General features: G+C 44.6%; 27 protein-coding genes and 1 other annotated feature. Of the genes, 19 read left to right on the top strand and 8 right to left on the bottom strand.

From position 1 onward, the window contains the following. The first annotated feature begins 150 nt into the window (after positions 1-150). The 9 genes from BLV90_RS06770 (at position 151) to BLV90_RS06730 (ending at position 8,006) form a co-directional block, all read left to right on the top strand. Positions 151-840 (top strand): DUF421 domain-containing protein, encoded by a 690-nt coding sequence (locus BLV90_RS06770; RefSeq protein WP_091738270.1) that lies wholly within the window; start codon positions 151-153, stop codon positions 838-840. 98 nt (positions 841-938) lie between these two features. After that, on the top strand, positions 939-1,382 hold the full coding sequence (locus tag BLV90_RS06765) for a CBS domain-containing protein (protein ID WP_091738267.1): 444 nt from the start codon (positions 939-941) through the stop codon (positions 1,380-1,382). Between the two features lie 156 nt (positions 1,383-1,538). After that, complete coding sequence (locus BLV90_RS06760) at positions 1,539-1,751, top strand: hypothetical protein (RefSeq protein WP_091738264.1); 213 nt, start codon at positions 1,539-1,541, stop codon at positions 1,749-1,751. 152 nt (positions 1,752-1,903) lie between these two features. After that, complete coding sequence (spoVAC, locus tag BLV90_RS06755) at positions 1,904-2,413, top strand: stage V sporulation protein AC (RefSeq protein WP_245726274.1); 510 nt, start codon at positions 1,904-1,906, stop codon at positions 2,411-2,413. A gap of 11 nt (positions 2,414-2,424) precedes the next feature. Then, on the top strand, positions 2,425-3,435 hold the full coding sequence (spoVAD, locus tag BLV90_RS06750; RefSeq protein ID WP_245726273.1) for a stage V sporulation protein AD: 1,011 nt from the start codon (positions 2,425-2,427) through the stop codon (positions 3,433-3,435). A 20-nt stretch (positions 3,436-3,455) separates the two neighbouring features. Continuing rightward, positions 3,456-4,136 (top strand): SGNH/GDSL hydrolase family protein, encoded by a 681-nt coding sequence (locus BLV90_RS06745; RefSeq protein ID WP_091738256.1) that lies wholly within the window; start codon positions 3,456-3,458, stop codon positions 4,134-4,136. A 149-nt stretch (positions 4,137-4,285) separates the two neighbouring features. Continuing rightward, positions 4,286-4,523: a binding site (T-box leader), on the top strand. A 49-nt stretch (positions 4,524-4,572) separates the two neighbouring features. Beyond that, complete coding sequence (gene aroF, locus BLV90_RS06740; RefSeq protein WP_091738248.1) at positions 4,573-5,583, top strand: 3-deoxy-7-phosphoheptulonate synthase; 1,011 nt, start codon at positions 4,573-4,575, stop codon at positions 5,581-5,583. A gap of 86 nt (positions 5,584-5,669) precedes the next feature. Beyond that, positions 5,670-6,296 (top strand): DUF2642 domain-containing protein, encoded by a 627-nt coding sequence (locus tag BLV90_RS06735; RefSeq protein ID WP_091738246.1) that lies wholly within the window; start codon positions 5,670-5,672, stop codon positions 6,294-6,296. A 198-nt stretch (positions 6,297-6,494) separates the two neighbouring features. Further along, on the top strand, positions 6,495-8,006 hold the full coding sequence (locus BLV90_RS06730; RefSeq protein WP_091738243.1) for an L-lactate permease: 1,512 nt from the start codon (positions 6,495-6,497) through the stop codon (positions 8,004-8,006). A gap of 267 nt (positions 8,007-8,273) precedes the next feature. On the opposite strand, the gene BLV90_RS06725 is transcribed toward BLV90_RS06730, so the two are convergent. The 3 genes from BLV90_RS06725 to BLV90_RS06715 all read right to left on the bottom strand — a co-directional run bounded on the left by BLV90_RS06725 (position 8,274) and on the right by BLV90_RS06715 (position 11,298). Beyond that, complete coding sequence (locus tag BLV90_RS06725; protein ID WP_091738240.1) at positions 8,274-9,140, bottom strand: SDR family oxidoreductase; 867 nt, start codon at positions 9,138-9,140, stop codon at positions 8,274-8,276. After that, a complete protein-coding gene (locus BLV90_RS06720; protein WP_091738238.1) occupies positions 9,141-10,133 on the bottom strand; it encodes an SDR family NAD(P)-dependent oxidoreductase in 993 nt (330 codons plus the stop codon). It lies immediately after the preceding gene. A gap of 259 nt (positions 10,134-10,392) precedes the next feature. Beyond that, the gene (locus tag BLV90_RS06715; RefSeq protein WP_091738234.1) at positions 10,393-11,298 is read right to left on the bottom strand and encodes a sulfotransferase family protein; all 906 of its coding nucleotides are present in this window, start codon (positions 11,296-11,298) and stop codon (positions 10,393-10,395) included. 175 nt (positions 11,299-11,473) lie between these two features. Here BLV90_RS06715 and BLV90_RS06710 point away from each other — a divergent pair, with 175 nt between their 5' ends. From BLV90_RS06710 to BLV90_RS06695, 4 genes are read left to right on the top strand one after another with little or no spacing between them, the layout of a single operon-like run. Further along, positions 11,474-12,469 (top strand): CgeB family protein, encoded by a 996-nt coding sequence (locus BLV90_RS06710; protein WP_091738231.1) that lies wholly within the window; start codon positions 11,474-11,476, stop codon positions 12,467-12,469. Between the two features lie 33 nt (positions 12,470-12,502). Continuing rightward, positions 12,503-13,495 (top strand): CgeB family protein, encoded by a 993-nt coding sequence (locus BLV90_RS06705; protein ID WP_091738227.1) that lies wholly within the window; start codon positions 12,503-12,505, stop codon positions 13,493-13,495. A 32-nt stretch (positions 13,496-13,527) separates the two neighbouring features. Next, positions 13,528-14,553 carry a CgeB family protein gene (locus BLV90_RS06700; RefSeq protein ID WP_177167932.1) on the top strand — a complete coding sequence of 342 codons (1,026 nt, stop codon included), beginning with the start codon at positions 13,528-13,530 and terminating at the stop codon, positions 14,551-14,553. Positions 14,554-14,568: 15 nt separating this feature from the next. Next, positions 14,569-15,627 carry a CgeB family protein gene (locus BLV90_RS06695; protein WP_091738220.1) on the top strand — a complete coding sequence of 353 codons (1,059 nt, stop codon included), beginning with the start codon at positions 14,569-14,571 and terminating at the stop codon, positions 15,625-15,627. A gap of 65 nt (positions 15,628-15,692) precedes the next feature. Here the strand turns inward: BLV90_RS06695 and BLV90_RS06690 are convergent, their stop codons facing one another. The 4 genes from BLV90_RS06690 to wecB all read right to left on the bottom strand — a co-directional run bounded on the left by BLV90_RS06690 (position 15,693) and on the right by wecB (position 19,819). Further along, positions 15,693-16,484, bottom strand: coding sequence for a PHP domain-containing protein (locus BLV90_RS06690; protein ID WP_091738217.1), 792 nt, complete (start codon positions 16,482-16,484; stop codon positions 15,693-15,695). 72 nt (positions 16,485-16,556) lie between these two features. Next, positions 16,557-17,372 (bottom strand): glycosyltransferase family 2 protein, encoded by an 816-nt coding sequence (locus tag BLV90_RS06685; protein ID WP_091738214.1) that lies wholly within the window; start codon positions 17,370-17,372, stop codon positions 16,557-16,559. A gap of 4 nt (positions 17,373-17,376) precedes the next feature. Beyond that, positions 17,377-18,735 carry a glycosyltransferase family 4 protein gene (locus tag BLV90_RS06680; RefSeq protein ID WP_091738211.1) on the bottom strand — a complete coding sequence of 453 codons (1,359 nt, stop codon included), beginning with the start codon at positions 18,733-18,735 and terminating at the stop codon, positions 17,377-17,379. Further along, the gene (wecB, locus tag BLV90_RS06675; protein WP_091738208.1) at positions 18,728-19,819 is read right to left on the bottom strand and encodes a non-hydrolyzing UDP-N-acetylglucosamine 2-epimerase; all 1,092 of its coding nucleotides are present in this window, start codon (positions 19,817-19,819) and stop codon (positions 18,728-18,730) included. The genes BLV90_RS06680 and wecB overlap by 8 nt, the downstream gene beginning before the upstream one ends. A gap of 223 nt (positions 19,820-20,042) precedes the next feature. Here wecB and BLV90_RS06670 point away from each other — a divergent pair, with 223 nt between their 5' ends. After that, positions 20,043-21,059: a glycosyltransferase family 4 protein gene (locus BLV90_RS06670; RefSeq protein WP_177167931.1), complete on the top strand. Its 1,017-nt coding sequence runs from the start codon at positions 20,043-20,045 to the stop codon at positions 21,057-21,059. Between the two features lie 202 nt (positions 21,060-21,261). Here the strand turns inward: BLV90_RS06670 and BLV90_RS06665 are convergent, their stop codons facing one another. After that, positions 21,262-21,888 (bottom strand): class I SAM-dependent methyltransferase, encoded by a 627-nt coding sequence (locus BLV90_RS06665; protein WP_091738202.1) that lies wholly within the window; start codon positions 21,886-21,888, stop codon positions 21,262-21,264. A 201-nt stretch (positions 21,889-22,089) separates the two neighbouring features. On the opposite strand from BLV90_RS06665, the gene BLV90_RS06660 reads away from it, so the two are divergent. The 5 genes from BLV90_RS06660 to BLV90_RS06640 all read left to right on the top strand — a co-directional run bounded on the left by BLV90_RS06660 (position 22,090) and on the right by BLV90_RS06640 (position 25,077). Then, complete coding sequence (locus BLV90_RS06660) at positions 22,090-22,521, top strand: hypothetical protein (protein ID WP_091738199.1); 432 nt, start codon at positions 22,090-22,092, stop codon at positions 22,519-22,521. Between the two features lie 183 nt (positions 22,522-22,704). Continuing rightward, positions 22,705-23,142 carry a hypothetical protein gene (locus BLV90_RS06655; RefSeq protein WP_091738196.1) on the top strand — a complete coding sequence of 146 codons (438 nt, stop codon included), beginning with the start codon at positions 22,705-22,707 and terminating at the stop codon, positions 23,140-23,142. 208 nt (positions 23,143-23,350) lie between these two features. After that, the gene (locus BLV90_RS06650) at positions 23,351-23,788 is read left to right on the top strand and encodes a hypothetical protein (protein ID WP_091738194.1); all 438 of its coding nucleotides are present in this window, start codon (positions 23,351-23,353) and stop codon (positions 23,786-23,788) included. A gap of 199 nt (positions 23,789-23,987) precedes the next feature. Further along, positions 23,988-24,434: a hypothetical protein gene (locus tag BLV90_RS06645; protein ID WP_091738191.1), complete on the top strand. Its 447-nt coding sequence runs from the start codon at positions 23,988-23,990 to the stop codon at positions 24,432-24,434. 187 nt (positions 24,435-24,621) lie between these two features. Further along, positions 24,622-25,077 (top strand): hypothetical protein, encoded by a 456-nt coding sequence (locus tag BLV90_RS06640; protein ID WP_091738187.1) that lies wholly within the window; start codon positions 24,622-24,624, stop codon positions 25,075-25,077. The last annotated feature ends 169 nt before the right edge of the window (positions 25,078-25,246 follow it).

The following is a 25,246-nucleotide window of genomic DNA, read 5'->3' as shown; positions in this document are numbered from 1 at the left end:
ATTGTACTAACGATATAATACACAGTCTATGATTTCTTGTCAACTATCTTCCACAAGAATCAAATGGATTATTATTGAAGGGTATAGTTATTATGTATTTTTTGGGAAATGATAATCATGATCTCAGCCATAGAAGCGGGGTGAAGCTTCATGATGTATTTTGAGGTATTTTATCAAACGGTGCTTGCCTTTGGCACCATTTTAGTGCTGACGATTTTCTTGGGTAAGCAACAAATTGCGGAAATGACGTTCTTTGAATATGTAAATGGCATTACTTTTGGTTCTATCGCTGCAGATATGGCGACAGATTTGGACGATCATACGACGGTTCATTTTTTTGGACTCGTATTATTTGTGATTTTAACTTTCTTACTTTCTTATATCTCTTTGAAAAGTAGGCGAGCAAGTCGATGGCTTCTGGGAGATCCTGTAATTGTCGTATCCAATGGGAAAATCCTCGAAAATAATATCAGAAAAAATCGGTTTACCATTAGCGAGATCATGCAACTGCTCAGGGAAAAAGATGTCTTTGATGTATCCAATGTTCAATTAGCGGTATTGGAGAGTTCTGGAGTGATATCTGTACTGTTAAAACCAGAATATCAGCCTGTAACCGAAAAAGATATGGGGATTAAGCCACCCAAAAAGCCCTTGCAAACACCGATGGAATTGGTTGTTGATGGACAAATCATATATGAAAATCTTAGGCATCTAGGGAAAGATGGTAAGTGGTTGATGAAGGAATTACATAAGAAAGCATCAGTAGGTTCCCTGCGCAATGTTTTTTATGCGGCTATGGAAACCAATGGCGAGTTATATGTAGATAAAAGAAGAGATTAATTGTGATATAGATTAGCCCTATAAAAATATTTTCACGAAGGAGTATAAAAAGGGTGCGAGATTAAAAGTATAGTTCTTGAAAAGGGAGGGAACAACCTATGAGCCAATTACGTGATATCATGACTAGCCAGGTGGCATTTGTTACACCACAGGATTCGGTACAACAAGCAGCTAATTTGATGAGTCAACATAATGTCGGTGTAATCCCCGTAGTAGAAAACAATATACTGAGAGGGGTGATTACCGATCGTGACGTGGTCCTTCGTACAGTTGCCAATAACAATGCAGCCGCAACTGTTGCTGATGTGATGACGGCTAATGTGATTACAGGTACTCCGGAGATGTCCGTGGATGATGCTTCCCGTCTCATGGCAGAAAATCAGATTCGTCGATTACCGATCATCGAAAATAATCAATTAGTAGGTATTGTCGCACTTGGAGATTTAGCTGCTCGGCAAAACTTTTCTGGCCATGCTGGTGTCGCCCTAAGCAACATTTCTAGCAATATCCCTGATCCTGAACCAGGGGAGCAATTAACCTGATTTGATGAAATTACCAAAAACGTACGGACTTGGAGCTTTTATGCTTCAAGTCCGTACGTTTTTTGAATGAGTGGATTCTATTCGGTATCACGGGTAAAAATTCCATTCAACAAAGCGTTAAGAACCGGCCATAGTAAGAGTAAAGGAGGAGGTCCGATGGGGAAGGGAAAAAAAATTCTACTTTTAGGAACGATTATGGCCTTAATGGGGATGTGTCGCCTCTTTAGGGAAGAGCAGACCATGGCGAAGCATCGTTGCAAACAAGCGATGGGATGGGCGGTTTTTGGTTTTGGCATAGCCTATATGTGCATAAGCGGATGGGCACTTTGTCGTAAACGGTGGCAAGATATCGCTTGTGAAGTGAAATGAATGGTAGTGAAACCGGAGGGATGATTGAGCCTTCGGTTTTTTTCGTAGAAGAAGCTGGGACAGGAAGAATCAGGCTCATTTTCCTTGTATAATCAGGGGGTTTTCATCGAAATCTAAAAGGACACACAGTATGACCTTGGAGAGTGATGACGGTGAGCAGGGAATTAGATACTGGGCAGCAAGGAAATCAGTCGGGGTCAAGTTCTGAACCACAGAAGCAGGAACAAAAAGAGTATCAAGAGTTTGCTGGAAAGTATCGCCCTAAGCCCAAGTTATTCACCAATTGTCTGAAGGCATTCATCATCGGAGGTCTCATCTGTGTATTAGGTCAATTACTACAGATGATGTACATCCAGTGGTTTGGTTTTAAGCCCGATCATGCGGGAGATCCGACAGTGGCTACTTTGATTTTTTTAGCTTGTCTTCTCACAGGATTGGGTGTTTACGACAATATTGGACAGTGGGCGGGGGCTGGATCTGCAGTCCCTGTAACAGGGTTTGCCAATTCGATCGCCTCTGCTGCATTGGAGCATTACACGGAAGGATATGTATTGGGCGTGGGTGGCAACATGTTTAAATTAGCAGGGTCCGTTATCGTGTGGGGAACGGTATCTGCCTTTGTTGTAGGAGTTATTCGTACGGTAATCACCATGCTGACCTAGGGGGTGAAGTGGTGGCAAATAAGCGAATTGGGCAACGGACCTTCTCCTTTAACGGAGAGGTACGTGTGATAGCGTCCGCTGCGGTAGGCGGGCCAAAAGAAGGGGAAGGGTTGTTACAAAAGGAACTGGATCACATCTACCCCGATAACTATGCGGGACAGGACTCCTGGGAAAAAGCCGAACAAAAAATGATGGAAGATGCTGTAGATCATGCCGTGAAAAAAGCATCTCTATCCAATGATCAAGTTGATCTTTTTCTTGCAGGAGATCTTCTTAACCAAAATATTAGTGCCTCTTTTACAGCACGGACTCATCAGATTCCGCTTATGGGGATGTTCGGTGCCTGTTCTGCTTCGATGCTTACTTTAACCACGGGAGCAGTGTTGGTGGAGGCGGGGTTTTGTAATACAGCCGTTGTGGCTGCAAGTAGCCATAACTGCACAGCCGAGAGGCAGTACAGGTATCCAACTGAATACGGTGGACAAAAGCCTGATACGGCTCAATGGACAGTCACAGGGTCTGGTGCAGCTATTCTTGGAAAAAAAGGATCAGGACCGAGGGTTCGTTTTGCTACGATTGGAAAAGTAGTCGATATGGGTTTGAAAAATCCCTTTGATATGGGGTCAGCAATGGCTCCTGCTGCTGTAGACACTATCGAAGCTCATTTTAAAGATACAGGCCGAGAGCCAAAGGATTACGATTTGATCGTTACAGGTGACTTAGCCAGTGTAGGCCATCCCATCGCTTCCCAACTTCTCGCTGAGCGAGGTTATGATATGGGTAAAAATTTTAGAGACTGTGGTTTGATGATTTATACCGAAGATCAACAATCATTCGCTGGAGGAAGTGGTTGCGCTAGTAGTGCCCTGGTCACTTATAGTCACTTGATCGATGAGATGAAACGGGGAAATCTTTCACGGTTGATGATTGTAGCAACTGGAGCATTGATGAACCCAGTTTCTTATCAACAAGGGGAGTCGATACCCTGTGTTGCCCACGCCGTTACACTAGAGATGGATTAATTAGGAGAGAAGGGTTCTTCATGAGTGAGAATACACAACCAATCACCTATCTTGCTGTAGGAGATTCCATCACAGAAGGAGTAGGAGCTGAAAAGACAGATCGTCATTTGGTAGCGCAGTTGTTTGGTCATTTACAGAAGACCGATCATTGTCGAGTTCAGAATATGGGCATCTCGGGGCTGACTTCAAAGGAGTTATATGAGTTACTCGGGACAGCTGCGTTAAGAAAAGTGATACCGCGGGTATCTCATATAACGATTACAACGGGTGGTTGTGATTTTATCGATTGGTATGAGGAGGGAGCGAGTTTAAACCATTTACTTCAAACTATCCGTGGAGTACGCTCCCATGCAGATAAGATACTCACTTTAATTCGAAACCTCAACCCTCAAGTTTCTGTGCAAATGATGGGTTTTTATGTACCTGTTCCAGCATATGAACTTGGCTTTGCAGTAGCTTCCAAGGCATTGCAAACCATGAACTTTACCTATGCGCAATTATGTCGCAAATTTAATGTGCAACTGGTGAATCCCTTTGATGTTTTCTTACACCGGCATGATTTCTTTGCTGATGAAGTACATCCAAATCAACTCGGGTACGATGCACTCGCTCATCTATTTGTAAAACCGTTATCAAAAGATGAGTATGTTGAAGCCGTACCTGTGGACATGAATCCAAAAGCAGAAGGTTCCTTGTGTTAGATGGTCAGTATTCACCTTTTTTGGGTTTGAGCCATACCCTGAATTAGGTTTAAGGGCAGATGATGGTCATGAAAGGAAATATTCATGGAGCGTTGACACACTGTAAATTCATGTGTTAAGTTAAATCCAACACTTTATCACTTATACGCTTAAACGCGTTGAAGAAGATCAGTAAGAGGTGGATGTTTCCCGATACCAGAGAGTCGGTGGCGCTGGAAGCCGATATCGGACCACTTTCTGAATTACAACTTTGGAGCAGAGGGTCTCTACGGTGTCCCTCCGGCCGTCCTCCGTTAACAGGATGATGTGTACCCATATGGGTATGCATACCTAAGTGGAACCTGACGGTTCAAAAAGGGTGGTACCGCGAGACTCCTCGTCCCTTATTGGGCGAGGTTTTTTCTATTTCATTAAAAAAGAAAGGAGGATGTTCAGGATGATCATCGTGCTAGAACAAAATGCTACAAAAGAACAAACGGATCATATTGTAACAACATTGGAAGCTAAGGGGGTACAGGTCCATTATTCCAAAGGAGTAGATAAAACAATTCTAGGCTTGATTGGAAATAAGCAGATCTTATCACAGATACCAGTCCAGCGATTTGCTGGGGTAGAGAAAGTGATGCAAGTGAGTGAGCCTTTTAAATTGGCAAGTAGAAGCTTTCATCCAGAGCCTAGCCGGATTGAAGTAAGGGGCGTAGAAATCGGCGGTGGGCGCCCGATCATGATGGCAGGTCCTTGTTCGGTAGAAAGCCGGGAGCAAATTCTGGAGAGTGCTCATGCGGTGAAGGCAGCTGGAGGGAATATCCTGCGTGGTGGAGCCTTCAAGCCTCGTTCATCACCATACTCCTTCCAGGGTCTTGGGGAAGAGGGCCTGAAACTTTTGGCTGAAGCGCGGGATGAGACGGGGTTACCGATCATTTCTGAGGTTATGGATCCTGAGAACCTGGAATTAGTGGCTGAATACGTGGATATCTTGCAATTAGGTGCACGTAACATGCAAAACTTCCATCTGTTAAAGAAGATAGGACGAATCAATAAGCCAGTCATGTTGAAGCGAGGGTTATCTGCAACGATTGAAGAGTGGTTGATGTCTGCCGAATACATTTTATCAGAAGGAAACCCTCATGTTATTTTGTGTGAACGAGGGATAAGAACCTTTGAAACCCACACTCGAAATACATTGGACTTATCGGCGGTGCCAGTGATTAAACATTTATCTCACTTGCCAATTATTGTTGACCCGAGTCATGGTACAGGAATTTGCCGTTACGTTGCACCCATGTCCCGTGCGGCTATTGCAGCTGGTGCAGATGGTTTGATGGTAGAAGTTCATCCAAAACCAGAAGAAGCACTATCGGATGGACCCCAGTCCCTGACCCTTGAAAACTTCAGTGTATTGATGGATGAGTTAGCATCGATACAAGGAATCGAATTTACTAACTAATAATGGGATCAAAACAAGATTGATTGGGTCCTAATGGTGGGCATCTGCATAGGCTAGAAGAGAGCCTATAAAATGGGGTGACTACCGTGACTACTAATTGGTCTTCTGATTTTGAAAAACAGTCAACCTCCGCTGCAGCGGCGGAGGAAGGAGACGCACAGGTTTCCTCAACAGTAGGGCATTCTTATCCAGGAATGCAACCGTGGACCCAACAACCAGGAATGCCTAATATGCAAACAGGGACTTGGGCCCAGCCAGGAATGCCATGGATGCAATCGGGTGCGCCTGGGATGACACCTGGAATACCGTGGATGCAATCGGGGATGCCTGGAATGTCGCCAGGAATGCCATGGATGCAACCAGGGATGATGCCTGGAATGTTCCCAGGTCCACATGGGTTCATGGATGAGATGCCGCCAGGAATGCCCGGTATGATGCCTCCCTTACCACCAGAAGGAGGTAAACAAGAAGGCGGATTTAAGTCTCCCTTAGCACGGCTGTTCCGTGGTCGAGGACGCGGAGGCAGAGGATATCTTGCCCAGCATATGTCCCAAGTGGTAGGTCAGGATGTTCAAATAGAAACTTTTATCGGCGGTATCGAAGGAGAGGTTGTCTCCATTCATCCCGATCATGTGATTCTAGAAAAGGGAGACCGGAAGTTTCATGTTCGCTGGGACGCGATTGTCTATGTGTCTCCTATGGAAAATAAGTAAAACAAGTGGCAGTGAAGCCGCTTGTTTTTTTGTTTTTATAAAATAGTTTTATTTAAATGTTGAAACATTATATATCTTATGTTATCTTGTCTTATTATACATTTCTGTTTTAAATGAAGATTAATGAATCTATTGAAATGAGGGGTGATATCTTTTACTTGATCTATCTTTTTTTGTTTTTGCAAAGGAGCGAATGATATGGTTGATTTTTTTCTTGCGATTTCTCCCATCGTGGCTGTCCTCATTATATTATTTGTCTTGAGACAATCCATTGTACGTGCAGGTATCGCGGGTTGTTTATTGGCGTTGGTCATAGCCATCTCTTATTTTAAGTTAAAATCCGATGAGGTGTTATTCCCATTTATTAAAGGAACACTTACGACCTCATCGGTTGCTTACTTTTTGCTTTTTGGTATATTTTTATTTCATCTGATGAATGAACGCGGGGTTATTCGCTCTTTTGCGGCTATCGTTGCAAAATCCACCCATGATCCGGTGCGCCAAGTGCTCATTTTAGCGGTGGCGTTTTCTCCACTAGTGGAATCAGCGAGTGGTTTTGGATTGGCTGCCATCGTGATTTGTCCCATTCTCATCGCCCTTGGCTTTCGTCCTGTTCAGGCGATTATCATTTCTTTGATTAGTTTAAGTGCCGTCCCCTGGGGCTCTCTTGCTGCTGGGACGGTGATTGGTTCCGACTTAGCTCATTTGGATCCCCAAAATTTAGGAACAGGAACGGCACTTCTTTCGCTTCCGATATTTGCCTACTTCGCCATCATCATGACGATTATTGCTGATGGGTGGAAGGGGTTAAAACGACGGTGGTTCGAAGTTCTCCTTACATCGGGTACCCTTGGATTATCGGTGTGGGCATTTAATGCCTTTGTGGGAGTGGAGTTGGCAGGTGTCTTTGGTGCCTTGAGTACACTGGGGGTTGAACTAGCAGTGATCCGCTTCGTTACCCGTCGAGAGGTGGATCAACAAGCAGAATCGGAGATCGGGGCTGCGCTGGCACAGGAAGAGAACTTTGGAAAATTAAAATCACTTAGTCCATACCTATTTTTGATTGGGATGCTTCTTTTTTCACGGTTAGTACCAGGGGTAGCTGAAGTACTTAAAACCCACGCCGTTTTATCATTACCAACGTATCAATTTACGTTCCCTTTTCTTTATTCCCCTGGTTTTTTCCTCATCTTGGTCTGTATCTTTACGATCTGGATCTTTGGTATTAAACAAGAAACAATCACAAAGAGCATGAAACAAACCTGGATCCATTGGTATCCGGTTATCGTTTCCACCCTTTTGTTTGTGATTATGTCTGAAATGATGTCGCTCTCGGGTATGACTCAAGTACTATCACAAACGGCTGCGGAAACCTTTGGTTCTGCATTCCTCTATATCACACCATTAATCGGAGGATTGGGTGGCTTTTTGGCAGGGAGCAATACAGGATCCAATTCGATGTTTATCAAAATGCAAGTACAAACGGCCCATCAGTTGGGCTTATCCGAACAGTTAGCGGCTTACTCACAAAACGCCAGTTCCTCTCATTTGATCATGGCGAACCCCTCAAAAGTAGTCCTTGGTGCGAGCATTGGGGGGGTGCGAGAGCAGGAGAGTGCCCTATTAAAACGAATGCTTCTAGTGGGATTTGGAACAGTTACGATAATTGGTATTGAATTAGTAGTGATACGGATAGTGGGGTGGATGTAGAAAACCTTACTTGATATAAGAACGGGATAGTTGTGTAGCCATTTACCGAACGGGTAGATGGCTTTTTTGTAGGAGGATGATCCTAGTGTAGGAGAGGAATCGAATGGATAAAGTTCAAATATCTGCTCAACTCAGAAGAAGAATAAAGGCTTTTACATTGATTACAACAATGTAAAAGCCTTTAAATTGATTATTATCGAGAAAATAGAATAGGAAGTCTAAGATATTCAGATAAATGCTCAGTAGATGAGTGTGTTTAAGAGCTGTTTAACGTTTCCATTGATAATGAGAGTAACGAGATTGTGGAGCTGCTTCCATCCATTGTTTTAGCTCAAGCAACATATCGCGATAGTGTGGGGGGTGGTATGGGAAATCAGCCCGGGTATTGACGAGGCTTTTGTCTGAGTGAAGGGTATCGCTAGGGTTGATGGGAGCACGCTTCCCTGGAAATACATCTTGGATGATTCGCAGTAGGTCATGTTTGGAAATTTTATTTTTGACACATAGATGAACAAGGCCAGTCAGTGGTTGCTGGATGGCCCAAAGAATAGATTTGGCTAATTCCAGTGTTGTGACACCGTTCCACCATACCTGACGATAGCCTTGTACAGGATTTTGTTGTGCCAAGTACCAATGCAAGAGACCGATCCCAGTTCGTAGTTCGGGACCGATGATGGAAGTACGGATAACGAGGTGCCTGGAATCGATGTCTTCCCCACGTTTTTTAGTTTCTGGATAGGCTCCAGTTGCATCGCGAATGTCGGCTTCGATATAGTTTCCTTTTGTGCCTGAGAAGACACAATCTGTGCTGATATGAATAAGTCGATAGCCGAGAGTAATCCCATAGGTAGAGAGTAGTTGTGGGAGGTCCCCATTGATTTTATCAGCTTGTTCAGGGTGGTTTTCGGCATCTTGATTGAGTAAGCCGACGGCATTAATAACAAGGTCTGGTTTGAGGGTGATTAGCAATCCACTAAGTCGATTGGTATCTAACACATCCAAATAAAGACGTCGGTGGCTTGATTTTTCGGAACGAGTGGTAGCCCATATTTCATGATGGGTGTGTTGGATTAAATAATCCTGGATCATGTGCCCAGCCATTCCGTTTGCTCCGATCACCAGGATTTTTTTCATTTAAACCAACCCGCCCTTCTTCAACAGTTTGTTAATTTCCTCATCATCCATTAGGTATTTGTCAGAGGAGTAGGTGTCAAAATTGCAAGCGGGGAGATGGCTATATTGCTGACGGACAGCAGGAGAAGAATGGGGGGAGAGAATAACATAGTATTTTTCATCATACTGATAGGTGGATTGGCTTTCATAAGCGGAAACAAGGACTTCATGAATTTTTTCTCCTGGACGAATGCCAATTTCGCGGATTGTAGGATTGTGTACTCCAAAATGCTTACCCATTACACGAATGAGATCGAGAATGCGACAAGATTTCATTCGCATAACGAAGATTTCTCCTCCTTTGGCTGCCTGGGCTGCTTGGATCAAGAGGTCAATTGCCTCATTGACAGTGAGGAAAAAACGAGTCATCTCAGCAGAAGTGAGGGGAATCTCCTGTTTTCGTTGCAGTAAGTCCTTAAATAAGGGGACTACACTCCCATTTGTGCCAAAAACGTTGCCTCCACGAATACATGCGAAGCGAGTGTGAGGGCTCCAATCGTTGGCGCGAATGATCAATTTTTCACCGATTGCCTTGGTCATACCATAGAAATTGACAGGATCACAAGCTTTATCTGTTGAGACATCGATCACTTTCTTTACTTTGTGGCGAATGGCTGCCCGGATAACATTTTCAGTTCCCACTACATTCGTTTTTAATGCTTCATCCGGTTGATCTTCACAGATTGGGACATGCTTTAATGCCGCTAAATGAAATAGGATGTCGACACCTTTACATGCTTCAAATACAGCATCCTCGTCCCTTACGTCTCCTATGATAAATTTTACTCGGTTTTCGTTAGCGGATAAGAAGGAACGGTGCATTTTCACTTGGGAAAATTCATTCCGGGAAAATACACGAATCTCCTTGGCCGGTGTGTGGAGAAGACGTTTGACAAGGTTTTCCCCCCAGGAACCCGTTCCTCCTGTGATTAAGATAACTTGATTTTTATACATCGATAATCCTCCCAAACTAAAGGTTATTCGATGAGGGTTCCCAGGCTGTAGGCGCTATAAAGTTACTAATGATTCAGACTAGGGTCTAGCGCATACAGCTTACTTCTGGATTTTCATCGTTGTGTTAAAGCTTCTATACTATATTCTCAGAGCTGGAAAAAGTTTAGGTAGGTACCTGATAGAGGATAAAGAAAGGCAGTTGTCTTCTATTGAATGTGGATAGAACAAAGTGACACTAGCTGTTCATGAATCGGCGTCTTCAGTTTGTTTTTTTTCTAGAACGGAGGGGTGAAGGGAGGTCTTTGATCAAAGGCTTTCCGCTATAGTAGCTATCACATAGATGTCTTACATTTCGTATCATCCAGGGAGAGGTCATCCGTTCCGGGAAGCGGTCAACGATTAAGCAGAGACGATAAAGAGTAAGCAGTAGAGGAGAGGCTTTCCCTTGACAGATTAGATCTTGCACTGAGGAATGAGAGTGGCGTAAATCCGGTTGGATCATATAACTCATCGTTTTTTGTAGAGCAGACTCATTGGGAGGCCAGGGAAGGTCAAGAGTAGTAGCGATATGGCGTAGAGAAGGTTGCCAATTGGCTAGAAATTGATCATAGTGGATAAGCACACGGCGGGTTCCTTGGGAGTATTGTAATGAGCTAAGTGTGTGTAATGCCCACATATGAATTGATTTCTCTTGAGCAAGTCCATCTCTTCTTTTTAGGGAAGATGCAACATCTATAGGATTGCGCACCACAAGGACACAGCGTAAATCAATCGCGAGTTCGTTTAGAATCGATTTCCAAAGAGGAAGAAGGAGGCAGGTTCGTGGATCTTTCCACATCCAAAGGTTTTTTGTAGCAAAATCACGAATAATGATTTTTTTTAAGCTCTCTTTATAGGGTTGTATCTCCTTGCTAATCCACCAACGTATAGGAAGTGGCTTAGTCGCATCCCAGGAGCTATTTAGCTTTTTCATGATCTGCTTATGAATTTGCACAATCTCTAGGTGTTCCCAAAATCCAGTAGGGTTTGTCTCGTGGGGAGCCATGAGTAAGTTAGGTGTACCCACATTGGGGCCTAATAAGTTAACTGCACGAGTGATAAGGGATGTACCACTTCGGTGCATCCCAAGTATACAGATCGCTCGGGCGTTTTGTAGTAGTGCCAAGGATAAGTCCGACCTCCTTCCGATATCTTTTTTTACAATATGAATGGACAAAGGTCAGTGCTTATGCAGGAGTTGATTTTTTTAATGCTTTTTGATTTCGGGCGAACAGGAAATTCACATTGGAAATAACATAGGGTGATTACTGACTTTATGGAGAAAGTGGGAAGTGGTTGGAATGCGGCTGTTATTCATTTACTCCGGTATACAGACGTTGTCCCACTTAGGGGAAAATGTAGTGGGTGCCTTCAAGATGCTGGAGAAAGAAATGGGCAATTTCCACATCCAAACGCACTTTCCTACTACGGACCCCTTAGCCAATCTTGCAGAGAAAATCAAAAGCTTTCGTCCCCAGATTGCCCTTGTCTTTTGCAAAGATGCGCATCCGATGACTCGCTATATTAGAAATTGGGCACCGGGTATCCCGATCGGGCTCTGGGTGGTGAATGACCCCTATCATTTAACGGATTATGAATGGATGGTCCCCAGTTATGACTTTATGCTCACCCAGGATTCAGGCTGTGTCCCCTATTACCGCAACGTTAAAAAGAGGCCCGCATTTCATGTTCCACTTGCGGTTAATCCCGTTCTTTATCGTCCGATGAATGTCTCACCTACGTATCAGTCTGATATTTGTTTTGTCGGTAGTGCGTGGCCAGGGAGATTGCCGTTCTTTGATCGATTGCGAGTTCTCTTGATGAAAAAGAAATTCTTAATCATTGGTGAAGGATGGGAGAAACTGAAATATTATCATCAGTTGAAAAGAGGAATTCGCACGAACAAGATCCCACCAGATGAAGTATCCCGCTATTACAATGGAGCAAAAATTGTTCTTAACATCCATCGTACGTCAGACGATCTAGGTCGGAATCCGAGAAAGGTGCCTGCCTTAACTCCAAATAACCGCACCTTTGATATCGCTGCATGTGGCGCTTTCCAGCTTGCTTCTAAACGCTATGACCTCGGTCGCTATTATCAATTGGGTAAAGAGATGGTAGATTATTCAGATATAACGGATCTGAAACGAAAAATGATTTACTACCTTAATCACGAACAACAACGGAAAAAGATCGCGGAAGGAGCCTATCAACGTACTCTACAGGAGCATTCTTATCATGTTCGAATGCGGCGATTAGTGGGGATTTTACATGGTTACTTACGGAGACGGAATTAATCAAGATCCTGATTGACAAGCAGGTGGTATGGATTGCGCTTACTATATGTCGCCTCAGGGATCCCATCCCTTGCTGATTTAGATCCTAATCTTATCCGGGGATTTCGGATGCTAGCAAAGGAACGACCCGATTTTAGCCTGGCAGTCTTTCGCCCTGAAAAACAGCGGATCTATGGTTTGTTGCAAATGATAAGATCTTTTCGTCCGGATGGTCTCCTCTCTTTACGAGGTCAATTACCCGCTTCCGTAGTGCTTCGCATCCGAAAAATGGGTGTACCTGTGGGTCTTTATATGGTAGATGATCCGTATTCCTTTACGAACCATGTGAAGGTGGTAAAACCATATAGTTTCATGATTACTCAGGATTCAGGCTGTGTTCCTCATTATCAACGGCTAGGGATTCCTACTCTCCATCTACCGCTGGCGGTCGATCCGACCAAATATCGACCATTAGTCGTAGGGAAACGATATCAATCAGATATCTGTTTTGTCGGAAGTGCAACAGATGCGCGGATTGCGATGATTGATGAGATGGCAGGACTCCTGCAAGAACGCCGCTTCCTGCTCATTGGTCGTTGGTGGGATCGACTACGCAATTATGAAAAATGGAAACATGCGATTATCAATCAACCGATCCCAGCAGGGGAAGTGGCGCGTTATTATAACGGAGCAAAGATTGTATGGAATTTTCATCGCGACTCAGATGATGTGAATCGCAACCCACGTAAAATTCCAGCCTGCACACCCAACAACAAAACCTTTGAAATTGCAGCCTGTCGCTCCTTTCAACTAGTCTCTCATCGGAGAGACCTTGTGCGTTACTATCGCATAAATCAGGAAATGGTTTCTTTTCAAGGACGGTCGGAATTGGAGAAAAAAACACGCTACTTTCTACAACAGGATCAGCTCCGTGAAGGAATTGCGGCCCGTGCTCGCATGAGGACGACGAAGGATCATACCTATCGTGTTCGTCTCACAGAGTTTATTCGGGAATGGAAGGAAAATCAGTCAAGCTTGCGATGTTGACGGGGAAAATGAATCCTTCAATGGGGGGTCCTATGCGTTTACTTTTTATTTCACAGGGCATTGGTTCCTTGGCCAACCTCAACCCCAATATGATTACTGCACTACGTGGGTTGGAAAGGGAAGATAGAAGCTTTCAGCTACTTTCCCTTCCGACCTTTGACCTGAAGCGATTAGATAAGGTGATTCGTAGTCAACGTCCCGATATCGCGTTAGTGATGCGAGGGTTTGCAGTCCCCAAATTGTTGATCCATTATCTACGGATGAAGGGAATTCCAGTTGGAGTTTGGCTTGCGGATGATCCCTATCATCTGATGGATAGTCATAAAATCGCTCGCCCTTATCATTTCATCATAACGCAAGAAGCAAGTTGTGTTCCTATATACAGAGCTCGGGGAAAGGCGTGCTATTTTCTTCCGTTAGGAGTAAATCCTTCGATTTATCGGCCGATGGAGGTAAATAAGAAGTATGAGAGCGATGTTTGTTTTATTGGCAATGCATTTCCTGGTCGCCTTGAGATAATCGATGCACTTTCCCCGCATCTGAAACATGAGCGACTCGTACTGATCGGCAAGTGGTGGGATCGGTTGAAAAACTATAAGTTACTTCAACGTCATATTCTCGAGGAAGAAATTCCACCTTCTGAGGTTGTTCGTTATTACAATGGAGCAAAAATTGTTCTGAATATCCATCGTTCTTGTAACGATATTCAAAAAAATCCTAGGAATACGCCTGCCTATTCACCCAATAATCGAACCTTTGATATTGCAGCCTGTCGCTCCTTTCAATTGATTACGCATCGGAGAGATCTAGAAAAGTTTTATAAAAATGGGGTAGATATCGTCTCTTATCATAAACCCTTAGATTTACTCAAAAAGATGGATTATTATCTGAGACATCCTGACGAACGAACAGCCATTGCGCAAAATGCTTATCAACGAACGATGCGAGAACATACCTACGATGTCCGGGTGAGGCGCTTGTTGGTCATCCTACAGAACTATCTGATCAATCACGGAAGATCACGACGTAAAAAATTGATCGAGAAGAAACGAAAGTGAAGGAGAGTAGCCACCATGCGTTTGCTTTATATCGCTTCAGGGGGGCACTCCTATTCGGACCTCGACCCTAACTTCATACGTGCATTTGGGCAATTACAGAATGAACTTCATTGGTTCGGGTTTCGAGTGTATCAACCAGATCGTGAAAGTCGATCCCATTTAGAGCATTTGATTCGCACTTTTCGACCAGAGGTTATCCTTTCCTTGCGTGGGGCATTATCTCCGCAAGAGGTTATCCATTTAAAAAGACAAGGAATCTATATGGGGTTATGGATTGTGGATGATCCCTATCTCCTCAATTTGCATAAACGGCAGGTGGTTCCCTATGAATTTATGGTTACCCAAGAGGCAAGTTGTGTTCCCTTCTATCGGAAGCTAAACAAAGTGTGTTTCTACCTTCCATTGGGTGTGAATGAAGATACCTATCGACCGATGGAGGTGGCTCCTCGCTATCATTCAGATATTTGTTTTGTGGGAAGTGCACTTCCGGCGCGGGTGCAAACTATCGATGCGTTAGCAGAATTTTTTCGCGATAAGAAATTTATCTTTGTAGGTCGATGGTGGGAACGCCTTCAAAGTTATGAGCGTTTAAAGCATAGCATTATCAATGAGACGATCCCACCGTCAGAGACAGCTAAGTATTACAATGGAGCAAAAATCACCCTAAACATTCATCGCACAAAAAATGATGTGCGTGGGAACCCCAAAGGATTACCTGTCTATACACCAAATAACCGCACCTTTGATATTGCAGCATGCCGTTCCTTTCAATTGACTACCCATCGGCGGGATTTGAATCGTTTTCTAAAGGTAGGTCATGAGATTGTTTCCTACAAGGGGATCGCGGAATTAAAAAGAAAGATAATCTATTTTCTTAATCACCCTGGTCAACGGGAACAGTTGGCTATCCGAGCCTATCGGAAAACGCTCCAACATCATACGTATAGGGTGAGAATTCGCGAATTTCTTCATAGATTAAGGCTCCATATGAGTAAAGTTCATACAGCCTCCTTTGGGGAGGTTTGGATACCCGATACGAAAAGAGAGTCTATGGAAAGGGGACGAAGTAATTGAGCTCCTCTCGAAAAAATAGGAGGATCTGCATCATGCAGATCCTCCTATTTTTAAAATGACCATATTTAGGCGTGAAATTTTCCGAGCTGGTGGGGAGGGGCATGAAAATCTGATCCCCCTGTTATAAGAAGATCCAATTGCTTCGCAAGTGCACGATAACGACCCGCATCATCCAAGGTGTGAGATCGGTGCCATATTTCTATGCCGTCGAAGGGATAGGTTTGCAGTAAGGTCTGAACGATCGCGTCATTTCTGATCAGAGCAGGGTGCGCCAATACAGCTTGACCGCCCGCTTGATGAATGAGCTGGATCGCTTCTTCTGGATGGAGGGTTCGTTTAGGGACGGCTGCTGGGCGATCATCTGCTAAGTAGAGGTCAAATGCAGCGCGAAGATCCGGGACATAGCCATGTTGGACAAGGGCACGACCAATGTGAGGTCGACCAATACTTCCACCCTCAGCAAAGGTGAGAACCTGATCCATAGTAAGGTTGACACCCAGTTCGTTGAGCCGATCAAGAATGGCTTGCGCCCGATTTTCACGACTTTTTCGGAAGTGAACTAAGGTTACTTCTAGTTCATCACATTGATAGAGATTGTACCCGAGGATATCAACAGCATGTCCTTCATAACGTGAGCTTAGTTCGATACCAGGAATAATCCTTATCCCGTGCTTCTGACCAGCATCAGATGCTTCGGCAAGACCGAGTAAGGTATCGTGATCGGTAATGGCAATGGTAGTTAGACCGGATTGCTTTGCCAGTGTGACTACCTCTGATGGGGTTAAGGTGCCATCAGAGGCGGTGGTATGGATATGAAGATCGAAGGTACCGGGTATTAGATCATTTAAGATAGACATCGCGACTTTCCCTCCTGGTGTTCATTGATACTAGCTTATCGAAAAGGGAGAGTGTGCGCTAGTGGTGGTTGATCAAGGGCGAAATATCGTTAGATGATTCTCCTGGATGAAAGTTTGTATCATTTCATCGTTAATGTCCTGAGAGATCATTCCACGACGTTGCCTTGCTTCACGTAAGGCCTGTTGTAGTGATTGTCGAAAACGATCTTTGCCTTCGGGGGTTTCTAATTCTGTGGAGACACTGTTAGGAGAGCGATGGCGATAAGCCATGAGGATAGGAGGGATAAAGCGAATATCGCAAATTTCGGACATGCGCAGCCAGTAATCATAATCTTCCACAGGCTCTAGACGATAGTTCCCAACTTTTTGTGCCACAGATTTGCGATAGAGGAAGGATGCCCCGATGAAACAATGGTGAAGCAGGTGTCTTTTAGGTAGCCTTTGCCGTTGACGAAGCTGTTGATAGAAAGCACGAGTGTACATCGGTTTTCCCTGGGCATCGATATAACGAAAGGCACTATAAACAAGGCCGATTTTGGGAGGGGACATAATCATTCTCCGTCGCAAGGTAGCCAGAAAGGGAGGGAAATAGTCGTTATCACTAGAGACCCAAGTGAGGTAGCGGATGGAAGGTATTTTGTAAAGGCGAGCAAATCCATCATTGAGTGCACTTGCCAGCCCTTGGTTTCGTGGTTTATGCAAAATAGTGACACGATGGTCTCTAGCTGCAAAGCGACGTGCGATTTGCTGAGTTGGTAGATTGGCTCCATCTAGTACGATAACTAGCTTAAATTGGCGATAGGTTTGCTTGAGCATGGAGTTGAGAGCGATACGTAGATACGCAGGAACCTGATTGTAGACAGGCATAACAACACCGATGTCGATCACAGTTTCAGCCCTTTCTTCGCGAAAGCAGATTATTAAAAATAGAAAACAATCGTTGACGATATAACTGTATCCCAAAGGATCTTTGGATTGCTAGACGATTTCGCAATCCAACTTGGGCTCGTAGGTTGGGGCGTTGTAGGAGAATAGTTGCTTTAGTAGCAAGGGCGGATACATTTCCTTTAGGAGCTAAGAAGCGGCCATTGTTCGTTGCACGGAAGATTTCTTCAAGGCCTCCGGAACGATAAGCGACCACAGGTATTCCAAAAGTCATCCCTTCTAGCGTCGTGAGCCCAAAGCCCTCGTTGATAAGACTAGGTACGATAAGGAGATCTAGAGCAGGATAGATGAGTCGTAAGTCAGATGAGGTAGGAAGAAGATGGAGGCGGGAAAGGAGATGGGGTTTAACAAGTTGACTACAACGTTTTCGAAATCCAGCTGTACCATCAGGAATATCTGATCGAACCAATAAGTGAATCGGTAGCTGATTCATTGGGAGAAGAGAGGCTAAGCGCATAAAATGGTTATAGCCCTTGTTTTGTGTGGCGCGTATAGAAACAAAACCAACTGCAAGGTCCTTCTCTGTAAGTCCTAAACTAGAACGGACGTGTCTTCGGAAGCGAGGCCATGTAGCCGGTGTTTTCTGGGCAACATCATTCGACACAGGGGAGAGGAGATAGGAGGGAAGTCGGCGAGTCATATGTTGCTGGAAAGCAAGGGTGGATTTTGAGATACCTAGGATCGCTGTCGCATGGGTGGACATGAAGGAGAGAAACTTAGAGAGGGATTGTGATACAGGGATTACTTCTTGTATCCACCAGAGTACAGGTATTCCTGTCCGATGAGCAGCGGCAACAGGTACGGTGTTGACAGCGGTGCTGACCACAATTAATTGTGGGTTAATGCTACGGATTAACTGCACCAGATTAGGAATCGGTTGCCGTTGATGGAAGTGTTCCAGGGCTCCCTCTGGAAAGCCACGTTTGGATAAAGCTAAGCTAAAGGTACGAAAAGGGTGGAATTTCACTTTACAACCTAATGATTGTACCGTGATTGTTAAAGTGGAAGCTCCAGGTGCAATTAAATAGCAATCATATCGGGTAGATAGTTCTTGGATCATGGTGAGAAGAGTTTTTTCTGCGCCGGATAATGGACCTTGTTTAGCCATGTGAGTGAAAAAGAGAATCTTTTGGCGGGTGGAAGGTGCACGGAGTGAGAGTTCCTTTTGATAGAGGTCTTTTTTAGGAAGAACTATTTTCCGTAGAAGTGTGGCCTTCATATACGGTTGGCGTTTTAACTTCATTCTCGAATAGGGTTTATTGTTGAGGGGTGGCCGTATCCAAGGAAGGGGTAAGTTGTTATACATGGGAACACCCACCTAAAATCATATTAACAACCACATCAGACACATAATCTTGCATGTATTCTTCAGGGGGGGACCATTTTCGGTGGCCCTGTGTCATCATTGTGACACTAGAATGAATGCGTTCAGGGGATAGTCCCGATACGACAGCTCCACCACAAGTGACTGTCTCAGGACGTTCGGTACTATCACGGATAATGATAGCTGGTACACCGAGAATACAACTTTCTTCCTGGACCGTTCCACTATCGGTGATTACACACCGGGCGTGTTTTTGCAGCTGAATAAAATCAAAAAATCCAAAGGGTGGCAAAAGTTTAACACCTGGATGGGAAGGATGAATCCCAAACCGATCGATCTTATCCTGGGTTCGTGGATGAACACTGACGATGACAGGGATGTCCTCATTCTGAGCAATCTGTTGAAGAGCATCCATTAGATCTGTGAGACGATCCTTTTGATCGACATTTTCCGCGCGATGGGCGGTAACGAGGATATAGGATCCTGATGTTAATCCTAGGGTACGCAAGATGGGATTTTTCTCGATTTCCTTCTCGTGATGTTGGATGACTTCGAAAATGGGGTTTCCCGTAACCCATACCCGTTGCGGATGATATCCTTCTCTGAGTAGATGATCGCGGCTTTGGGAGGTATAGGGCAAATTAAATGTGGAAACCGAGTCGATGAGACGACGGTTGATCTCTTCTGGAACACGGGTATCGAAGCATCGATTACCTGCTTCCATATGGTAGACAGGGATTCCCATCCGTGCTGCAGGGATTGCACATAATGCGCTATTGGTATCCCCTAAGACAAGGAGGCAATCTGGTTTTTCTCTCATTAAAATCTTATCGGCCTCCTGAAACATCATCCCTACCTGGGCTCCAAATGTTTGTCCACCTGAGGCAAAGTGGATATCTGGTGAGCGAACTTGTAGTTGTTTGAAAAAAACGTCACTGAGGGTTGGTACATAATTTTGCCCGGTATGGACGAGTACGTGGTGGGTAGCTAGTTGGTCTAGCTTAGGAATAATGCGACTCAGGCGGATAATTTCAGGACGAGTACCAAGGAAAGTAACCACTTTCAAAGGGGATCCCCCTTTCTTTTTCAAGTGAATGAATTTCATACGTAAGCCATTAGTAATCGAAAAGTCACTTGTTATAGTGTATGGAGGTGATCACAGACGGGTTCAGGATGTTGTGATAATAAGAGAAAGATGGTTATTTGTTGGTTTTAGAAAAAATAGAGCATATGAGGAGAGCGACTATTATGATTTTATCTATGATGTAGTAATTGGATGGAGAGGAACAATGCAGATGAAAGTGATCATCCCCGCAATTGCCTTACCATTGGGAGGAGGGACAAAGTCCCTGGTAAATATCGCTGATGCGTTGGTGGCTAGAGGGCATCAAGTAGAGGTGTTGGTGGTTAAGAGGATGCCAGTTCACTATCCTTTGCATCGATGCAAGGTAACCGTGATCCCCCAATTGCGGAAGGAATTTATCCCCAAGGGTGACTTGATTCTCACTAATTTTTATACAACGTTTAAACCTTGTTTTATGGCATGGCCTCGTCGATGTGTTCGATTATGTCAGGGGTTTGAACCAGATTGGGTAAAGGATCGCAATTTTGCACTGTGGACGTATCGACAAGGAGTACCCACGATTAGTATTTCAAGGTGGTTGGATAAGAAGCTTCTTCGGGCGACGGGTAGACGAGGTGTTGTGGTTCCTCTTGGTGTCGAGCGCGCCGTATTCCATCCAGGTGCGGGCGGTAAAAAAAGTGGACCCATCAAACGGATTTTGTATATTGCTCGAGAGCCGAGAGGATACCATATGAAAGGTTTTGGGGATTTTTACCGGGCCGCTCAGTTACTTCATAGAATGTATAAAGGGGAATTTATCATTGATCTTGTTTGTCCAGAGCGATCGCTTCAAATTAGGGGTGTTCACTGTCATGTGATCGGTCCCCAAGGACCTGCCCAGATGGCTAATTTATATCGAGGAGCCGATTTATACGTGTCCAGCTCAAGAAGTGAGGGATTTGGGCTCCCTGTCTTAGAAGCGATGGCTTGTGGTACACCTGTGGTAACAACTAATTCAGGTGGTGTGATGCAGTTTTGTCGTCCTGGTGTAAACGCCATTGTTACTCAACCTGGCAATGTCCGTACACTCGCTACAGGGATGTTGACTGTACTGACACGCCCGCAAAAAGCGCATCAGTTGGCGAGGGAAGGATTGAAAACCGCCTCAACTTTGAGGAATGCTCATTTTCGCCAACGGATCGTTACCGTTTTAGAACGTTTAGCCACTCAATTAAAAAGGTGATAGAAAACATCTTATCTTGAGCGTTACCCAAAACGGAAAAAGGACTGCGGATACTAACGCTCAAACGCCCGAAGCAAGTACTCTTGGAGTGTGCCCGAAGGATTATGCCGTGGGGCGCTTTTGCTGTGAAAGTGTCAATAACTGAAGACATAGAGGAAGATTCCCTTTTAGCAAGGGAATCTTCCTCTACTTTTATGTTCTTTTAACGATGAGGGGTTATTCGTATATCAGAGAGTTTCCATAGAGCAAGCGATTTGTCAGCAAATTTACCATGGAATTCTGTACACCCTTCATTGATGACGACTAGGGGAGTTGGGAAGCGAAAAGGAGGAAGCAGAAGATTAATAGGGCGCCAGTTATGACCGGTTGTACTATCCGTATGATGTTTGCGGCGGGGAAAGGTAGTCGTTAAGAGATAGGAAGATCCACTTTGCTTAAAGTTAGCCAGGGCAAGCTGGATATGTGCAAAGGAGAAATGAACAAAACAGTCACGGCAAAAAATGAGATCTACACAAGGAAGTCGGCTACGAGTGATATCAAGGAGACGGAAGGTACGATTGGGTGCTGCAAAACGCTTGCGGTTATGTTGGATAAGGTCTGGAACGATATCACCACCGATATAATGCGGGACCCGAGGGGCAACCTCTTTCATCCAATGAAAATCACCACAGGGTGCATCGAGGATAGAACGGATCTTGTATTGATGGAGCAACCGAGGAAGTGCCCGCACAAGAACTCGGGTCTGCTTGTGGTTGGAACCAGTTCCAGAGGAAGATTCTGGATCTGCCCATCGGTTTTTACGGTAGATATCGGTAAAGATTTGCTTCATAAGGAGAAGACCCCCTTTCAAATCTTGATGGGTGACTTTTAGCCATCCTATGGGAAAGAGGAGCAATGGTGTGGGGGAATGCCTCTATTAGAGAGTTTCTATGAAACTATTTTCCACGCCTGCCATTGATAATCAGTCCAAGCGAGAATAGAAGAAATTCATACCATATAGTAACGCTAGTGAAAGGAGGTGAAGTTACACATGGGCACATTTTTGGACATGCGAACCTCTCAAAACGCTAGCAACCCTTTTACTGCAACCCTAAGCACCTTCGCAACGAACCCGAGCTTGATCGGGGTCATTGGACTGCAAACAAGAAGTGTAGCGAACCCAATTGTAAAACTAGAGGGGACCATTGGGATACAAGCGAGCACGCTCACGTTCGCTACCCTTACCGTTCTCTTCGCACGGGGTACAACGAACCCGACGGGTGGAACGATCGTTTATACAGCGGTGGTAGGAATTCCTACTTTGAGTTTGCTAACTAGCCCACAACTCGTCACAGTGTGTGGTGCTGATTTGTTGGCACCGGCAGCAACTGAGACCGTATACACCATGCTCGCTTATGCTAGCACCGATGCAACCCGTACTGGACCTGAATCCTTCCAGGGAATCGCTGCACGAACAACCTAACCGTAAAAACACACGACTTTTTTAGTTGTGTGTTTTTTTACTATGAAATAGCTGATTTGTCCAAGCAAAAGATTGAGAGAAACATATATTGTATGGATACGATGCATTCATCATAGCTTCACAAACCTTAGACAAGGTCTCTCATCCATCTAATATCGCTAGTGAAAGGAGGTGAAGTCATACATGGGCACATTTTTGGACATGAGAACCTCTCAAAACGCTAGTAACCCTTTCACTGCAACCCTAAGCACCTTCGCAACGAACCCGAGCTTGATCGGTGTCATTGGACTGCAAACAAGAAGTGTAGCGAACCCGATTGTAAAACTAGAGGGAACCATTGGAATACAAGCCGACGCTGTCACGTTTGCTACCCTTACCGTTCTTTTTGCACGGGGTACAACGAACCCCACGGGTGGAACGATCGTCTATACAGCGGTGGTAGGAATTCCAACATTAACTGGTGTTATTGAAACTAGCCCACAAATCGTCACAGTGTGTGGTGCTGATTTGTTGGCACCGGCAGCAGCTGAGACCGTATACACCATGCTCGCTTATGCTAGCACCGATGCAACCCGTATTGGACCGGAGTCCTTCCAGGGAATCGCTGCACGAACAACCTAACCGTAAAAACACACGACTTTTTTAGTTGTGTGTTTTTTTGCTATGAAAATAGTTGATTAGGCCGATGTGATTTTGTCCAAGCAAAAAATGATAGAACACATATATTATAGATATGACCTATTTCGAAATAAAAGATTCCCCATGTAGGTTTCAAAGAGGTTTTTATGATTTCAATCCGTTTGGGCATAGTGAAAGGAGGTGAAGTCACATGGGCACATTTTTGGACATGAGAACCTCCCAAAACTCTAGCTCAAATGGTTTTCCAAATACACCATTAAGCACCTTTGCGACGTCCCCGAGTTTGATCGGGGTCATCGGACTGCAAACAAGAAATGTAGCGAACCCGATTGTAAAACTAGAGGGAACTATTGGAATAGAAGCCTCTTCTCTCACTTTTGCTACCCTAACGATTCTCTTCGCACGGGGGACAACGAACCCGACGGGAGGAGCGATCATCTATACGGCGGTGGTAGGAGTTCCTACTATTGCTGTTCTTAAGGCAAGCACACAAGTCATCTCAGTGTGTGCTGCTGACTTGGCGGCACCGGCAGCAGCAGAGACCGTTTATACTATGCTCGCTTATGCTAACACCGATGCAACCCGTGTTGGACCGGAGTCCTTCCAGGGAATCGCTGCACGAACCTAACCGTAAAAACACACGACTTTTTTAGTTGTGTGTTTTTTTGCTATGAAAATAGTTGATTAGGTCTATATGATTTTGTCCAAGCAAAAAATGATAGAACACATATATTATATGGATAAAATGCATTCATCATAACTTCACGAATCTTAGACAAAGTCTCTCATCCATCGAATATCGCTAGTGAAAGGAGGTGAAGTTTCACATGGGCATATTTTTGGACATGCGAACCTCTCAAAACGCTAGCAACCCTTTCAAAGTACCCCTAAGCACGCTCGCGACGAATCCGAGCTTGATCGGTGTCATTGGACTGCAAACAAGAAATGTAGCGAACCCGATTGTAAAACTAGAAGGAACATTGGGAGTAGAAAGGGGTTTTCTCACTTTTGCTACCGTTACCGTTCTCTTTGCACGGGGTACAACGAACCCGACGGGTGGATCAATTGTCTATACAGCGGTGGTAGGAATTCCTACTCTCCCTTTCGATCCGGAGGGTACTAATATAACAGGCACAGATATCATCACAATTTGTGCTGCTGATTTGTTGGCACCGGCAGCAGCTGAGACCGTATACACCATGCTCGCTTATGCTAGCACCGATGCAACCCGTACTGGACCGGAGTCCTTCCAGGGCATCGCTGCACGAGGCTAACTGTAAAAGCACACGACGATTGAAGTTGTGTGTTTTTTTACTATGAAAATAGTTGATAAGCCGATGTGATTTGTCCAAGCAAAGAATGAGAGAACACATATCGTATGGGTACATGCAATCATCATAACTTACGAACCTTAGATAAAGCCTCTCATCCATATAATCGCCAGTGAAAGGTGGTGAACACATGGGCACATTTTTGGATATGCGAACCTCTCAAAACGCTAGTAACCCCTTTACAGCAACCCTAAGCACCTTCGCTACGAATCCGAGCTTGATCGGTGTCATTGGACTGCAAACAAGAAATGTAGCGAACCCAATTGTAAAACTAGAGGGAACATTAGGGGTAGCAACTAGTTTCGATACTTTTGCTACCGTTACCGTTCTCTTCGCACGGGGTACAACGAACCCGACGGGTGGAACGATCATCTATACAGCGGTGGTAGGAGTTCCTACTAATCCTCCCGCTGCTGTTGGTGGTATAACGAGTCCACAAATCATCACAGTGTGTGCTGCTGATTTGCTGGCACCGGCAGCAGCAGAGACCGTTTACACCATGCTTGCTTATGCTAGCACCGATGCAACCCGTACTGGACCGGAGTCCTTCCAGGGAATCGCTGCAAATACTGCTACGACTCCGTAACGAACCTAACTGTAAAACACACGACTATTTTGGTTGTGTGTTTTTTTACTATGAAAATAGTTGATAAGCCGATGTGATTTGTCCAAGCAAAAAATGAGAAAGACACATATCGTATGGATGATTCGAAATAAAAAAAGATACTCCACGTATGGTTTCAAGGAGGTTTACA

It is taken from the genome of Marininema mesophilum (assembly GCF_900106775.1).
Taxonomy (GTDB): domain Bacteria; phylum Bacillota; class Bacilli; order Thermoactinomycetales; family DSM-45169; genus Marininema; species Marininema mesophilum.
This window is presented reverse-complemented; position numbering and strand designations above follow the sequence as displayed.